The sequence below is a fragment of the Streptomyces rimosus subsp. rimosus genome (assembly GCF_000720725.1).
Taxonomy (GTDB): Bacteria; Actinomycetota; Actinomycetes; order Streptomycetales; family Streptomycetaceae; genus Streptomyces; species Streptomyces rimosus_A.
This window is the reverse complement of the sequence record NZ_JOCQ01000094.1, coordinates 1-14,874: the sequence shown is the minus strand read 5'-3', so window position 1 is coordinate 14,874 and position 14,874 is coordinate 1. Positions and strand designations below refer to the sequence as shown.

The window sequence follows — 14,874 nt, the reverse complement described above, 5'->3', positions numbered from 1 at the left end:
ACCCCCGTTGTCACAGCCGAACAAGAACACCGGACCGGACGGCCCGTCCCGGTCCGGTTTCGCGGAGACCTTCGCCAAGGGGACGCGCACGCCGAAGCGCGGCCTGGCGCCCGGCCGCCGGGTGTGGAAGACGGCGCTGGGCCTGCCCGTGCTGGCCGGTGTCGGCGTCGGCGCGGTGGCGCTGGCCACCCTCGGCGCCTCCCAGGTGCGCTTCGGCGACGGCCAGGAACAGGCCGTCGCGGCCGCCAAGCAGCCGCAGCCGACCAAGACCGGGGCTCCGGCGCCGGCCGTCAAGCCCGGCAAGTCCGCCGACCCGGCGCCCTCCAAGCCCGGCCCCCCGGCACCGGGCGGCGGGGCGGGCGCGCCCGCCAATCCCCCCAAGGCGCCGGAGAAGAAGAACAGCCCGAGCCCCGACGCCAAGAAGCCCGACGACGACAAGCCGCGTGCCGCCGGCGCCAACGCCAAGGTGACCTACACCGGCCTCGCGGGCCCCGGCTGCCCGACCCCGCCCGGCGGCGGCTACCAGGAGCAGGGCGCCTACAACGACGGCGGCAAGGGCTGGTACGGGCTCACCGGCGGCAGCACCCGCGAAGGCGGCTGCAGCGGACAGTTCACGTCCGTCCCGATGTCCGGCGACGCGAACAAGGACGCCAAGGGCCGGGTGATGTGGTGGTTCGCGCCGGGACCGGAGTCCCGCTCCTGCCAGATCTCGGTCTACGTCCCCGAGGGCCCCAGTGAGCCCGACGTGAACGGCGCTCCGACCACGTACCACGTGCTCACCGACGCCTTCAACCGGGACTCCAAGTACGGCAGCTTCACCGTCGACCAGGCCGGGCACCGCGGCAGCTGGCAGCCGGGCGGCACCTTCGAGGTCCGTCAGGGCAAGATCGCCGTGAAGCTGCTGGACCGCGGCATCGACCACGGCCCGGGCCGGGACCGCGCCCACCACGGGGTGGGACCCGTCAAGGTCACCTGCCACGGCTGACACCTTCTCGGCCGGCCCGGTGCGGGTCCGCTACGTGTCGCAGTCCAGTTCCGTACGGCACAGCGCGCAGCGGGCCCGCAGCCGGCCGCGCACCGGGACGCGGAGGCGCTGGTGGCAGGTCGGGCAGGGGAACGACACGCGCAGCGGCGCGCGCCCCTCGAAGGCGTAGTCGCCGTCCGGCGCGGGGCCACCGGGCCGGCCGGCGCGCCGCGGGTCCTGGGCCGCGCGCCGGTCCTTGGCGTAGCGGCGGCGGCCCGACCAGCCGGCCGCGGCCAGGGGCGGCCGCTGCCCGTCCCGGCGGGCCAGCGCCAGCCCCTTCGTATAGGCGTCGTACGCCTGCGGACTGGTGAACCACGGCGCCGGGTCCTCGCCGAAGAGCAGCGCACGCTTGGCCAGGACGTAACCGAACTCCTCCGGCGTCAGATAGCCCAGCTTCTGCGAGAACGGGCCGTGCTCGCGGTAGGCGTCCAGCAGCAGCCAGCCCGCGCCCAGGTAGGCGGTGGCGGTGTCGGTGAGGATCTCGTTGGCGCGGGTGCCGGGGAAGGACAGGTCCAGGCGGTGCAGGTAGACGTGCATCACCTCGTGGGCCAGGGCGGCGCCGATGTCCCGGCGGTGGGTCTTGAAGCGGGCGTTCAGCTCGACGAAGTACTCGGGGCCCGCGGCCAGTTCGACGTTGGCCGCCAGATGCATGTCGCGGAAGGCGACGATCACGCGCGCGTCGGGGAGCCGCAGGTGCTGCACCATGGCGCGGGCCACCCGCTGCGCGCCCGCGTACAGCTCCTCCTGGTCGTCGAAGGCGACTTCGGCGGGCGGCACGCTCGTGGCGAAGGTCCGCACGGTGTCGTACGAGAGGCGTTTGTAGAGCGCGGTGACGGCCGCGCGCACCGTGTCCAGGTGCGGATAGCCGTGCGCGATCTCGCCGTTGGAACCGCCCGGACTCCCCGTCGCCGCCACCCGTCCACTGTACGGCGCGCCGGGACGCCCGGTATATGCCCGGTATGCGGTACTCGCGTGGTGGGTAGAACAGGAGTTGGCCGGATGTACACCCTTGCCACTGTGATCGCGGACTCCACATAATCCAAGGGCGCTTTGCGGGCTCACCCCCCACTGGGTCCGGACGCCTTGCGGCGTGCTGCCGTCTTCCGCGCACGTTTTGCGGCGGTCCTTTCCGGTTCTCGCGTTTGGCATGGGCCTGACATCGCGTGCAAACCCCCCACGAAAGGAAGCCCGTTGCAGAGCTACCTGAAGCACCTCCGCAGAGTCACCGCCGTCGGCGCCGTCGCCCTGGCGGCCGCCAGCCTCCAGCCCGCGGCCGCCACCGCCGCCGCCCCCACCCCGGAGCCCGGCTCCGTGCACACGAAGATCGTCGGCGGCACCAAGGCGAGCCAGGGCGAATTCCCCTTCATGGTCCGCCTGTCGATGGGCTGCGGCGGCGCCCTGTACGCGAAGGACATCGTGCTGACCGCCGCCCACTGCGTGAACGGCAGCGGCCCCAACACCGACATCACCGCCACCGCGGGCGTGGTCGACCTCCAGGACTCCAAGGCCGTCAGCGTCAAGTCCACCGAGGTCCTCCAGGCCCCCGGCTACAACGGCAAGGGCAAGGACTGGGCCCTGATCAAGCTCGCCAAGCCCATCGACCTGCCGACGCTGAAGATCGCGCAGGACGACAAGCTCACCAGCGGCGAGTTCGACATAGCCGGCTGGGGCGCCGACAAGGAAGGCGGCGACCAGCAGCGCTACCTGCTCAAGGCCAAGGTGCCCTTCGTCGACGACGCCACCTGCAAGAAGGCCTACGGCGACCAGCTCACCCCCGGCGAGGAAATCTGCGCCGGCCAGCTGGACACCGGCGGCACCGACACCTGCCAGGGAGACTCCGGCGGCCCGATGTTCCGCAAGGACGAGGCCGGCCAGTGGCTCCAGGTCGGCATCGTCAGCTGGGGCGAGGGCTGCGCCCGGCCCGGCAAGCCCGGCGTCTACACCGAGGTGAGCACCTTCGCCGCGGACATCAAGAAGGCGGCCGACGGGCTGGCCGGCTGACCCGGCCCGCACCGTGCCCCGGAGCCGTACGGCTCCGGGGCACGATCGCCGCTCCGGCCTGCGCCGGGACCTTTGCCCCGGACCGCCGGGACCCGGCTCGTCCTTTCGGCCGGGTGCGCGGGCGCCACGGATGACCGGACAGCCGATGCCCACCCGTACGGGCCCTCCCTAGCGTGGGCCACGTGACCAGCGAACCCCGACCCCGCCGCGTGCCCCGGCCCCCGCCACCCGGCGAACGGCCCGGCGACCACCGCGCGACGGTCCTCGCCGTCCTGCTGCTCGCCGCCTCCGCCGGGGCCGTCGCCTGGCTGCTCCTCGGCGGCCACGGCCAAGCCCTCCGGGCCGACCCCGCCGCCGCGTACGCCGCCCACCGCACACCGGGGCCGCCCAGCGGTTGCGGGGCGCGATCACCGCAGGTCAGATGGAAAGCAGCGGGCGCGGCCAGGCCCGCTGCCGGGCACCCGGCGCACGGCGCGCGGACAGGGCGAGGGACAGATGGCGATCAGTGTGGTCATCGCTGACGACCAGGAAATGGTCCGGACGGGCTTCCGGATGATCCTGGAGAGCCAGCCGGACATCACGGTCCTCGCCGACGTCGTGGACGGCGCGGCGGCCCTGTCCGCGGTGGAACGGCTCCGTCCCGACGTGCTGCTCCTCGACATCCGCATGCCCAAGGTGGACGGCCTGGAGGTCACCCGCCGGCTCGCCGGGCTCGCCGAGGACGGGCACACCCCGCGCATCGTCATCGTCACCACCTTCGACCTCGACGAGTACGTCCACACCGCGCTGCACGGCGGTGCCTCCGGTTTCCTGCTGAAGGACGCCAGCCCCGCCATGCTCGTGGAGGCCGTGCGCGCCGCCGCCGTCGGCGACGCCCTGGTCTCGCCCGCCATCACCGTACGGCTGCTGCGCGAACTGGCCCCCGCGGCGGCCGGCGGCGGCGCCCGCAGCCCCGCCGAGCCGCTGACCGACCGCGAACAGGACGTCGTACGGGCCCTCGCCCGCGGCCGGACCAACGCCGAGATCGCCGCCGAACTCTACGTCTCGCTGTCCACGGTCAAGACCCACCTCGCCAACGTCCAGGCCAAACTGGACGCCCGCAACCGGGTCGAGATCGCCGCCTGGGCGTGGGAGAGCGGGCTCGCCGCGGGCGGCCCGGGCGGCGGCGCGGGCGGACCGTGAGCCCGATGTCCGGGTGGGCCCGCGCCCACCCCCGCAAGGCCACCGCCGCCAAGACCGCCCTGGCCGCGGTGCTGCTCTTCCTCGTCGGCTTCGAGACCGTCGCGCTGGCCCGCCAGCCCACCCGCCCGCACGCGACCGTCGTCGCCACCGCCGTCGTCGTCTGCCTGTGCGCCGTGCCGTACGCGCGCGTCCCCCTGAAGATCCGCGCCTGGACCGCCGCCTCCGTCTCGCTGGCCGGCTCGGCCGTCCTGATCGCCGGACAGCACGCCCTGAAGGTCTGGGGCCTGGGCGAAGGCATCGCCCTGCTGGTCCTGCTCACCGGCGTGGTGCACCGCGCCCCCGGCCGCACCGCCGCCGTCCTCGGCCCCATGCTCGGCCTGGCCTGCGTCCTCGCCCCGATGCGCGACATCCGGCTGGGCCTGTGGACCGTCGTCTACGGCGTACTCACCGTCGTCGTCAGCGCGTACTCGATGATCCTGCGCTGGCAGGACGCCCAGCGGATACGGGACCTGGCCGCCGTACGCTCCGCCGAACGCCTGGAACTCGCCCGCGAACTCCACGACTTGGTGGCCCACCACGTCACCGGCATCGTCGTCCAGGCCCGCGCCGCCCGCTTCACCTCGCTCAGCGGCCCGCAGGCGGACGCCGCCTTCGAACGGATCGAGACCTCCGGCGGCGAGGCGCTGAGCGCGATGCGACGCCTGGTGCGCGTGCTGCGCGAGGGCACCGCGCGCAACCGGCCGCTCGCCGGACTCGCCGAGGTACGCACCCTCACCGAGACCTACGCCCGCACCGGCCCGCCGGTCGCCCTGCACATCGACAAGGGCCTCGACGAGACGGTCCCCGCCGAGGTCGCGGCGGCCGTCTTCCGCATCGTCCGCGAAGCCCTCACCAACGTCCGCAAGCACGCCGCGGACGCCACCGCCGTACGCGTCGGGCTCCGCGCCGTGCCCTCCGGCCTCGAACTGCGCGTCACCGACGACGGCAAGCACCCCGCCCGCCTGGCCGAACAGGCCCGCGGCGGCGGCTTCGGCCTGGCCGGCCTGACCGAACGGGCCGAGGCGATGGGCGGCCGGCTGACCGCGGGGCCCGCGCCGGAGGGCGGCTGGGAGGTGCGGGCGGTGCTGCCGTCGGGGGAGGACGCGGCGCACGGGGACGGATGACCACGGATGACCCGTACGCGCCGTACGGGCCCCGGGCGCTGAGCCCGTCCAGCCGGTCCGCTCCGACCGGCCCGTTGGTCCGACATCCACCGGCCGGTCCGACATCCACCGGCCCGTTAGTCCAACACCCGCCGCGCCTTTGTCCATGGTCCCGTGCGCCGCGCACCCAGCACCCTGTCCCGCGAACGGACACTGCCGGCGCGACGGACGGAGAGCGCACGTGAACGGACGTACGGGTGCGGAGGGCCGGACCGGCGCGGGAGAGCCGGGGGACGCGGAGAAGCCGGGGGACGCGGCCGGGCCGGCGGGCGCGGAGCACGGCCCCAGCCGCCGGAAGATCGTCGTCGGCACCGCGCTCGCCGGGATCGCGGGCGCCCTCCCGCTCGGCGGCGGCAGTGCGTACGCCGACGGGACCGGCCCGCGGCCCCGGGCAGCCGCCGAGGCGGTACTGCGCTCCGACGCGCTGGAGGTCCGTGCCGACACCGCCTTCCCGCGCGTCGTCTCGTACACCGACCGCGGCACCGGCGCCGTCCTGTACGGCCAGTCCGACCCCGTCACCCAGGTCGTCATCGACGGCACCGCCCGCACCCCACGCGTCACCTCCCGCCCGGCCGCCGGACGCATCCGCTACACGCTCACCTTCGACGGCGGCACCGAGATCGACGCCGAGATCGCCGTCCACGGATGGCGCGTCGACTGGCGCGTCACCAGGATCGCCGACACCCCGGCCCTGCGCGTGGGCACCCTCCAGATCCCCGGGCTCGCCCTGCTGAGCGTCCGCGACGACCAGCCCGGTGCCGCGCTGCTCGCCGCCCGCATCGACCTGGACAAGGCCGGAAGCGGCGACACACTCGTGCGGATCGCGCCCACCACCCCCGTGGACGCCGCGCCCGTCGGTTGCGCGTACGCGGTGGCGGCCACCGGCCGGCTGGCCGCCGCCGTCGAGACCAACACCGTGTACGACAAGCCCACCGGGGCCACCACCTGGGAGAACGGCCGGCTGTGGCGGCAGACCGTACAGAGCGGCGGCCACCGCTGGGCCCGCCTCGGCTGCGGGCAGTGGACCCACCGCGCGGCCACCGCGCCCGTGGCCGACACCGAGCCCCTGCCGTACGCCACCGTCGTCCTCACCCGCGACCGCAACGGCGACGGCACCGCCGACTGGCAGGACGCCGCCATCGCGCTGCGCGACATCATGGTCAGCCCGCTCGGCGCGGACGAACAGCACCTGCGCGTCGTCGCCCACATCCCGTTCAACTTCGCCAGCCAGGCCACCAACCCCTTCCTGGCCACCCTCGACAACGTCAAGCGGATCGCGCTGGCCACCGACGGGCTGCGGCAGTTCACGCTCCTGAAGGGCTACCAGTCCGAGGGGCACGACTCCGCGCATCCCGACTACGGCGGTAATTACAACCGGCGGGCGGGCGGACTCGCCGACCTCAACACCCTGCTGCGCGCCGGGAAGAAGTGGCACAGCGACTTCGCCGTCCACGTCAACGCCACCGAGTCCTACCCCGTCGCGCACGCCTTCTCCGAAACCCTCGTCGACAAGACGGACGAACAGTGGGACTGGCTCGACCAGTCCTACCGCATCGACCCCCGCCGCGACCTGGTCTCCGGCGACATCGTCCGCCGCTTCCGGCAGCTGCGCGCGGAGACCGACCCGGCCCTGAGCACCCTCTACATCGACGTCTTCCGCGAGTCCGGCTGGAACTCCGACCGGCTCCAGCGCCACCTGCGCGAACAGGGCTGGCAGGTGGCCACCGAATGGGGCCACGGCCTGGAACGCTCCGCCCTGTGGTCGCACTGGGCCAACGAGACCGACTACGGCGGCGACTCCTCGCGCGGCATCAACTCCCGGCTCATCCGCTTCGTACGCAACCACCAGAAGGACGTGTTCGCGAACAAGTGGCCCACGCTGCTGGGCGGCGCCCGGATGGGCAACTTCGAGGGCTGGGTCGGCAAGACCGACTGGCACGCCTTCTACAAGACCATCTGGGTGGACGCGCTGCCCGCCAAGTACCTCCAGGCGTACCCGATCCGTACCTGGCGCGACCACGAGATCACCTTCGAGGGACCGACCGCCACCGCCGTCACGGACACCGGCGGCACCCGCCGGATCACCACCGACGGACGGCTCGTCTACGAGGACGGTCGCTATCTGCTGCCCTGGGAACCGCGCCGGGCCACCGACCCCGAGAAGCTGTACCACTACAACCCCGCGGGCGGCACGACCACCTGGACGCTGCCGCGCGGCTGGTCGGGCGCCCGCAGCGTGTACGCGTACCGGCTCACCGACCAGGGCCGCAGCCGGGCACGGCGGCTGGCCGTACGCGGCGGGAGGATCACCGTCACCGCCGAGGCCGGGCAGCCGTACGTCCTCTACCGGCGGCCCGCGCCGGGAGTGGGAGGACGGGGCTGGGGGCAGGGGCACGGCGCGGGCCGGAGCAAGCCCGGCTGGGGCGAGGGCACACCGGTCGCCGACCCCGGCTTCCACTCCGGCAACCTCGACGCCTGGCAGGTCAGCGGGCCCGCCACGGTCGAGGCGAGCCCGCTCGGCGACTACGAGCTGGTCATCGGCGCGGGCGCGGCGGCAGCCGTCAGTCAGCGGCTCAGCCGCCTCGCCCCCGGCACGTACGCGGCCTCCGTGCAGGTGGAGGTGGGCGCGCGGCCGGGGGAGCGGCGCCGCGCCACACTGGAGGTACGCACCGGCGACGGCGTCACGGCTGCCAACTGGACCGAGACCTCCACCGCCGGGAACCACGTCGCCGCCGACCGCAAGCACGGCACCCGCTTCCAGCGGATGTTCACCCGCTTCACCGTCCCCGAAGGCGGCGGCCCGGTCACCCTCACCCTCGCGGCCGCGGCCGGCACCGCGCGCGTCCGCTTCGACAACGTGCGGGTCGTGCCCGCGGTTCCCGCGCACCGGCCCGGCACCGTCGCGTACGAGGACTTCGAGCACGTACCGCAGGGCTGGGGCGTCTTCGTCAAGGGCGACGCGGGCGGCGCCACCGACCCGCGTACGCACATCGCGCAGCGGCACGCGCCCTTCACCCAGCGCGGCTGGAACGGCAAGGCCGTGGACGACGTGATCGACGGCGGCCAGTCCCTGAAGTCCCGCGGCGAGAACGAGGGCCTGGTGTACCGCACGGTGCCGCACACCGTGCGCTTCGTCCCCGGGCGCCGCTACCGGGTCGGGTTCCGTTACGAGAACGAGAAGGCCGGCCAGTACGCCTGGATCACGGCCGTCGACGAACCGGCCGGCCGCGAACTCACCCGTACGCCGCTGCCCGTCGCCACCGGACCCACCGCCCACACCTACGAGTTCACCGCCCCGGAGAGCGGCGAGGCGTGGGTGGGGCTGCGCAAGACGGGCAAGGACGGGAAGGCGGAGTTCGTCCTGGACGCGTTCGAGGTGCGGGAAGTACGGGAAGCCTGACGCCTCAGGGCATCGAAGGCCGACGTTTCCGGAACCGCGGCCCGGCGCGTCAGGGCACCAGACGGGGCGCCCCTGCCCGCTCCCCCTCGCCGGTGGGGGCGCCCTCCAGTTCCAGCACCAGCAGTTCGTTGGCGCCCGCGCGCAGTACCGGGCCGGGGACGTACAGGGTGCGCTGCGGGCCCGCCGCCCAGTAACGCCCCAGGCAGAAACCGTTGATCCAGGCGAAGCCGCGCGTCCGGCCCGGCAGTTCGAGGACGGCGTCACCGGGGGAGGGGACGGACAGGACGGCCCGGTGGAGACCCGGTCCGCCCTCGTCCCGTACGCCTCCGGTGGCGTCCCGGAACGGCACCCGTCGTACCGCCGCCGCGTCCTCCAGCGCGTCCAGCCGCAGCCCGCGCGCCCGTACACCGTGCAGGTACTGCCGCTCGTGCAGCACCCCGCCCGTGATGCCCTTCGGCTCCCCGAGCCGCGGCCCGTAGTTCACGCGCCCCAGCGACTCCACCCACAGCTCCACGGTGGCGGGCCCGGTCAGCGCGGCGTCGATCTCCGCGTCCTCCGCGTCCAGGGTCGGCCCCCGTACCCCGTCCACGTACGTCACCGCGAGGTCACGCAGCCCCGTCACCCGCAGGGGGAACGCCCCGCGCGGCCCGGGCACCTCGAAGCGGTAGCGCACCACGCCCCGGTCCACATCCAGCTCCTCGAACGTCGGCGGCACACCCGACAGCACCTCCGGGCCGCCGAGCGCGTCCAGTACGTCCGCGAGCGGCGCCCAGCCGGCCGGCTCGGCCCGTACGGGCGCGGCGAGAACCGGCGGCGGTTCCGGGAGCGCGGGCAGCGGGCCGGAAGCGTACGCCGCCAGCACCTCGCGGAAGAGCCGGAACTTCTCCGTGGGGCGCCCGCGTTCATCGAGGGGCGCGTCGTAGTCGTACGACGTCACCGTGGGCCGCAGAGCCCCGTCGTGCAGCTCGCCGGACCGGTTCGCCCCCGCCCAGCCGCCGAAATTCGTCCCACCGTGCGCCATGTAGACGTTGACCGACGCACCCCGCTCCAGGATCTCCCGCAGCGCCTCCGCCGCCTCCTCCGCAGGGCGTGCCACCGGCGCGTCACCCCAGTGGGAGAACCACCCGCACCAGAACTCCATGCACATCAGCGGCCCGTCCGGCCGGTGGCGGCGCAGCGCCGCGAACGCCTCCCGCGCCCCCGAACCGAAGTTGACGGTGGCCGGCACACCGGGCACACAACCGCCGGTGAGCATGTGGTCCTCCGGACCGTCCGAGGTGAACAGCGGCACGCTCACGCCGAGGCTCCGCAGCAGCTCCACCATGTGCGCCAGGTACGCCGCGTCGCTGCCGTGCGACCCGTACTCGTTCTCCGCCTGCACCATCACCACCGGCCCGCCGCGGTCGTACTGCCGCGCCACCACCTGCGGCAGCAGCCGCCCGAACCACGCGTCCACCGCCCGCAGGTACTCCGGGTCGCGGGTCCGCACCCGCCGCCCCAGCGGCCCGGTCAGCCAGTGCGGCAGCCCGCCGTTCTCCCACTCGGCGCAGATGTACGGACCGGGCCGGACCAGCGCCATCAGGCCCGCCGCCGACGCCGCGTCCAGGAAGCGGCCCAGCGCCTCCGGATCGCGGTGGACGCCCGGCCGCGGCTCGTGCAGATTCCAGGGCACGTACGTCTCCACGCAGTTCAGGCCCATCGCGCGCAGCATCGCCAGCCGGTGGCCCCAGTGCGCCTCGTGCACCCGGAAGTAGTGCAGTGCGCCCGACAGCAGCCGCACCGGCCGCCCGTCCCGCTCGAAGTCCCGTGCACCCACCACGAACTCGCCCATGGCGCCCGTCCCGTCCGCTCCGGCTGATCCCCGGCCCAGCCTCGCCTCTGGCGGCACACGGGTCCATGGACAAAGATCGACGTTGGTTGGACGGAACGGGGGCCGCGGCCGAGCACGTATGGACGGAAACCGGACCGGACGGGAACCTGGCCGGTCATCTTCGGCCGCGCCCGGACGTGACCCGGCCACGAGCAGACGGGAGGACACCCGCATGTACCACACCTGGATGCGGTACTTCACACCGAGCCCGGTCCACCACCGGCTCGGCCTCGTCTGCCTCGGCGTCGGGCTCCAGCACGGCACCCTGCCACCCGTCGGACCCCGCGCCCTCGACCACCACGTCGCCGTCGTCATCGGCGCGGGACGCGGCTGGTACACCGCCCCCGACGGCACCCGGCGGCCGGTCACCGCCCCCGCCCTGCTGTGGCTCGTCCCCGGCGTCACCCACCACTACGGCGCCGACCCGCACACCGGCTGGGACGAAAGCTTCGTCGACTTCACCGGCCCCGCCACCGCCACCTACACCGAACTCGGCTACATCGAACCCGACCACCCCCTCGTCCCGCTCGCCGACACCGCCGCCGCCCGCGCCGCCATCGGCCGCATCACCCGTGCCGCCCGCCGCGGCAACCCCTTCCTGGAGGTGGAGACCGCCGCCGCCGTCCACGAACTCCTCGTCGCGCTGCGCCGCGCCCGCGCCGACATCGACGCGGACGGCCACCCCGTACTCCAGGCGCTCGCCCGCGACGCGTTCCTGCCGCTGTCCGTCGCCGAACACGCCGCCCGCCACGGCATGACTCCGGCCGCCCTGCGCACCGCCGTACGCCGCGGCGCCGGCTGCAGCCCCAAGGACTACCTGCTCGCCATCCGCCTCGGCCGCGCCAAAGAACTGCTCGCCGCCACCGAACTCCCCGTCGCCGCCGTCGCCCGCCGCGTCGGCTACACCGACCCGGCCTACTTCAGCCGCCTGTTCACCCGCCGCGTCGGCACCGCGCCCGTCCGCTTCCGCGCCCGCCAGGGCCACAGCGTCCCCGGCGGCTGGTCCACCCGCGTACCGGATCCGGACGACCCGCCGCGCATCGGCTGAAGCACCCGCGGGCGCGCGGAGCCACGCACGGGGCGCGGCCGACCGGGAAAGCCCTGTGCCGAGTGCGCGGTGTCAGTCCCGTACGGCAGCATGTGCACATGCCCGCACTGACGCGCGACGAGGCGCAGACCCGAGCCCGACTCCTCGACGTCCACCGCTACGCGATCGACCTCGACCTCACCCACGGCCCCGACCACTTCGTCTCCCGCACGGCCGTCCGTTTCAGCGCGCGCATACCGGGCGACACCTTCATCGACGTCAAACCCACCGAGCTGCGCTCCGCCACCCTGGACGGCCGTCCCCTCGACCCGGCCGCCCTCCACGGCAACCGCCTGCCGCTCACCGGCCTCACCGCGGGCGAGCACGAACTGCTCGTCGAGGCCACCATGCCGTACTCCCACACCGGCGAAGGCATGCACCGCTTCACCGACCCCGCCGACGGCGAGACCTACGTCTACAGCCAGATGTTCATGGAGGACGTCCAGCGCGTCTTCGCCGCGTTCGACCAGCCCGACCTGAAGGCCGCCTTCGAGCTGACCGTCACCGCGCCGCCCGGCTGGACCGTCCTCGGCAACAGCATCGCCACCTGCCAGGACGAGACCGCCAACCGCTGGACACTCGCCCCCACCCCGCCCATCAGCACCTACCTCGTCGCCGTCGCCGCCGGACCCTGGCACTCCGTGCGCACCGAACACGCCGGCCTGCCCTTCGGCATCCACTGCCGCCGCTCCCTGGCCCCTTACCTGAACGCGGACGCCGAGGAGATCCTCGACATCACCCGCCGCTGCTACGACCGCTACCACACCCTCTTCGACGAGCCCTACCCCTTCGACTCCTACGACCAGGCATTTGTCCCCGAGTTCAACCTCGGCGCCATGGAGAACCCCGGCCTGGTCACCCTCCGCGACGACTTCGTGCACCGCTCCGCCGTCACCGACACCGAGCGCCAGACCCGCGGCATGGTCATCGCCCACGAGATGGCCCACATGTGGTTCGGCGACCTCGTCACCCTCCAGTGGTGGGACGACATCTGGCTTAACGAGTCCTTCGCCGAATACATGGGCTTCCAGGTACTGTCCGAAGCCACCCGCTTCACCGACACCTGGACCGACTTCGGCATCGCCCGCAAGGGCTGGGGCTACGACGCCGACCAGCGGCCCTCCACCCACCCCGTCGCGCCCCTCCCCGCGGACGTCCCCGACACGGACTCCGCCCAGCTCAACTTCGACGGCATCTCCTACGCCAAGGGCGCCTCCGCGCTGCGCCAGCTCGTCGCCTGGATGGGCGAGAAGGACTTCCTCCGCGGCATCAACGACCACATCCGCCGCCACCGCTTCGGCAACGCCACCCTCGCCGACTTCATCGGCTCCCTCGCCCGGGCCACCGACCGCGACGTGCACGCCTGGGCCGAGAGCTGGCTGCGCACCACCGGCGTCGACACCCTCACCCCCGTCGTCGGCACCGCACCCGACGGCGGCTGGACCCTGCGCGTCGACCGGGACGGCACCCGCCCGCACCACCTCACCGCGGGACTGTACGACCGCGACCCCACCGACCCCACCCGTCTCGTCGCCCGCGAACACCTCGCCTGGGACATCCCCGCACCGGCCGCCGAGCGCGGGCGAACGGCCCCGGACGCCGCCACCCCGCAGCACACCCACACCGCACCGGGCCCCCGCCCCGCCCTGATCCTCCTCAACGACGGCGACCTCACCTACGCCAAGGTCCGCCTCGACCCGGCGTCCTGGGGAACCGTCCGCGACGCGCTCTCCAGCCTGCCCGACCCCCTCAGCCGCACCGTCGTCTGGAACGCCGCCCGCGACATGGTCCGCGACGGCGAACTCACCCCCGCCGCCTACCTGGAAGCCGCCCGCGCCCACCTCCCGCACGAAACCGACATCGCCGTCGTCTCCGGCACCCTCGCCTTCGCCCGCACCCAGATCGCCGACCGCTACCTCCCCGCCGCCGACCGGCCCGCCGCCCTCAACACCCTCAGCACGATCGCCCGCGACATCCTGCGCCGCACCGAGGGCTCCGAGAACGGCGACGGCCAGGGCCTGCGCCTGGTCGCCGTACGCCACTTCATCGACAGCGCCACCACCCCCGACGGCATACAGGACTGGCTCTCCGGCGGCAGCGTCCCCGGCGGCCCCCTCCTCGACCCCGAACTGCGCTGGCGCATCCTCGGCCGCCTCGCCGTCCTCGGCGCCACCACCCCCGCCGCCATCGAGGACGAACTCGCCCGCGACCCCAGCGCAACCGGCCGCCAGGGCGCCGCCACGTGCCACGCCGCGCTGCCCGACCCGGCCGCCAAACAGACCGCCTGGGACGCCCTGTTCACCACCGACGAGCGCACCGACCTGTCCAACTACCTCTTCAACGCCACCGCCGCCGGCTTCTGGGCCCCCGAACAGCTCGACCTGGTGCGCCCCTACGCCGGGCGTTACTTCCCCGCGGCAGTGGCCCTCGCCGCCCGCCGCGGCCCCGCCCTCGCCGAATCCGCGGGCCGCTACGCCTTCCCCACACCACTCGTCGACACCACCACCCTCCACCTGGGCGAGGAATGCCTGCGCACCGCCGGCCCGACCCCGGCCCTGCGCCGCAAGCTCGTCGACCAGCTCGACGACCTGCGCAGGGCGCTGCGGGTGCGGGAGGAGGGCGAGGGGGAGTAGCGAGGGGGAGTAGCGGAGGGTATCGGGGAGCAGCGGGAGCGAGCCGCTTCGGGGGGCGGGCCGGGCTGGCCGAGACGCACGCCGTCCCGGCTCGGCGCGGGCTCGGCCCCGGCCCCGACCTGCCTCCCACCCGGGCGCGTCATGCTGTACGTACGCCACCCCGGCGCACCACCCCTTACGCACCGTGCCACCGCGCGCCCCGCATACCAGGCGAGGGAATCACCACCGCGTCACCCTTCGTACCGGTACCCCTTTCGGGTTGAGCTCTTCCACCTCGGCAGGTACACCACCCGGCCCCGGCCAGGCTGTGGTGTGCCCGTTGTCGTGCACCCGAAGGACCCGCCCCATGAACACCCCGCCCCTCGCCGGCGGAGCCGCAGGCCCCGAAGCCCTGCGCCCGCTCCTCGGCACCGTCCTCGACGCACTGCGCGACGGTGCGGAAGCCCGGGGCGGGCCGGGCTGGCCGAGACGCACG

General features: G+C 74.0%; 9 protein-coding genes. 7 read left to right on the top strand and 2 right to left on the bottom strand.

Features of this window, described 5'->3' with window-relative positions:
- Positions 1-7: 7 nt before the first annotated feature.
- Positions 8-985 carry a hypothetical protein gene (locus IH45_RS1000000145560; RefSeq protein ID WP_050515369.1) on the top strand — a complete coding sequence of 326 codons (978 nt, stop codon included), beginning with the start codon at positions 8-10 and terminating at the stop codon, positions 983-985.
- A 30-nt stretch (positions 986-1,015) separates the two neighbouring features.
- Here the strand turns inward: IH45_RS1000000145560 and IH45_RS0133655 are convergent, their stop codons facing one another.
- Positions 1,016-1,939 (bottom strand): hypothetical protein, encoded by a 924-nt coding sequence (locus IH45_RS0133655; RefSeq protein WP_032918787.1) that lies wholly within the window; start codon positions 1,937-1,939, stop codon positions 1,016-1,018.
- Positions 1,940-2,215: 276 nt separating this feature from the next.
- Between IH45_RS0133655 and IH45_RS0133650 the strand changes: the two genes are divergently transcribed.
- The 4 genes from IH45_RS0133650 to IH45_RS0133635 all read left to right on the top strand — a co-directional run bounded on the left by IH45_RS0133650 (position 2,216) and on the right by IH45_RS0133635 (position 8,809).
- A complete protein-coding gene (locus tag IH45_RS0133650; protein WP_030677426.1) occupies positions 2,216-3,025 on the top strand; it encodes a S1 family peptidase in 810 nt (269 codons plus the stop codon).
- 495 nt (positions 3,026-3,520) lie between these two features.
- Positions 3,521-4,207, top strand: a complete 687-nt coding sequence (locus IH45_RS0133645) for a response regulator (protein WP_030677425.1) — start codon at positions 3,521-3,523, stop codon at positions 4,205-4,207.
- 5 nt (positions 4,208-4,212) lie between these two features.
- A complete protein-coding gene (locus IH45_RS0133640; RefSeq protein ID WP_030677422.1) occupies positions 4,213-5,370 on the top strand; it encodes a sensor histidine kinase in 1,158 nt (385 codons plus the stop codon).
- A 220-nt stretch (positions 5,371-5,590) separates the two neighbouring features.
- Positions 5,591-8,809 carry an endo-alpha-N-acetylgalactosaminidase family protein gene (locus tag IH45_RS0133635; protein ID WP_030677420.1) on the top strand — a complete coding sequence of 1,073 codons (3,219 nt, stop codon included), beginning with the start codon at positions 5,591-5,593 and terminating at the stop codon, positions 8,807-8,809.
- A 49-nt stretch (positions 8,810-8,858) separates the two neighbouring features.
- On the opposite strand, the gene IH45_RS0133630 is transcribed toward IH45_RS0133635, so the two are convergent.
- Complete coding sequence (locus tag IH45_RS0133630) at positions 8,859-10,640, bottom strand: glycoside hydrolase family 35 protein (protein WP_030677417.1); 1,782 nt, start codon at positions 10,638-10,640, stop codon at positions 8,859-8,861.
- Positions 10,641-10,851: 211 nt separating this feature from the next.
- Here IH45_RS0133630 and IH45_RS0133625 point away from each other — a divergent pair, with 211 nt between their 5' ends.
- Positions 10,852-11,727, top strand: coding sequence for a helix-turn-helix domain-containing protein (locus tag IH45_RS0133625; protein WP_030677415.1), 876 nt, complete (start codon positions 10,852-10,854; stop codon positions 11,725-11,727).
- 98 nt (positions 11,728-11,825) lie between these two features.
- Entirely contained in the window at positions 11,826-14,399 is a 2,574-nt protein-coding gene (pepN, locus tag IH45_RS0133620; protein WP_030677412.1) for an aminopeptidase N, read from the top strand.
- Positions 14,400-14,874: the final 475 nt, after the last annotated feature.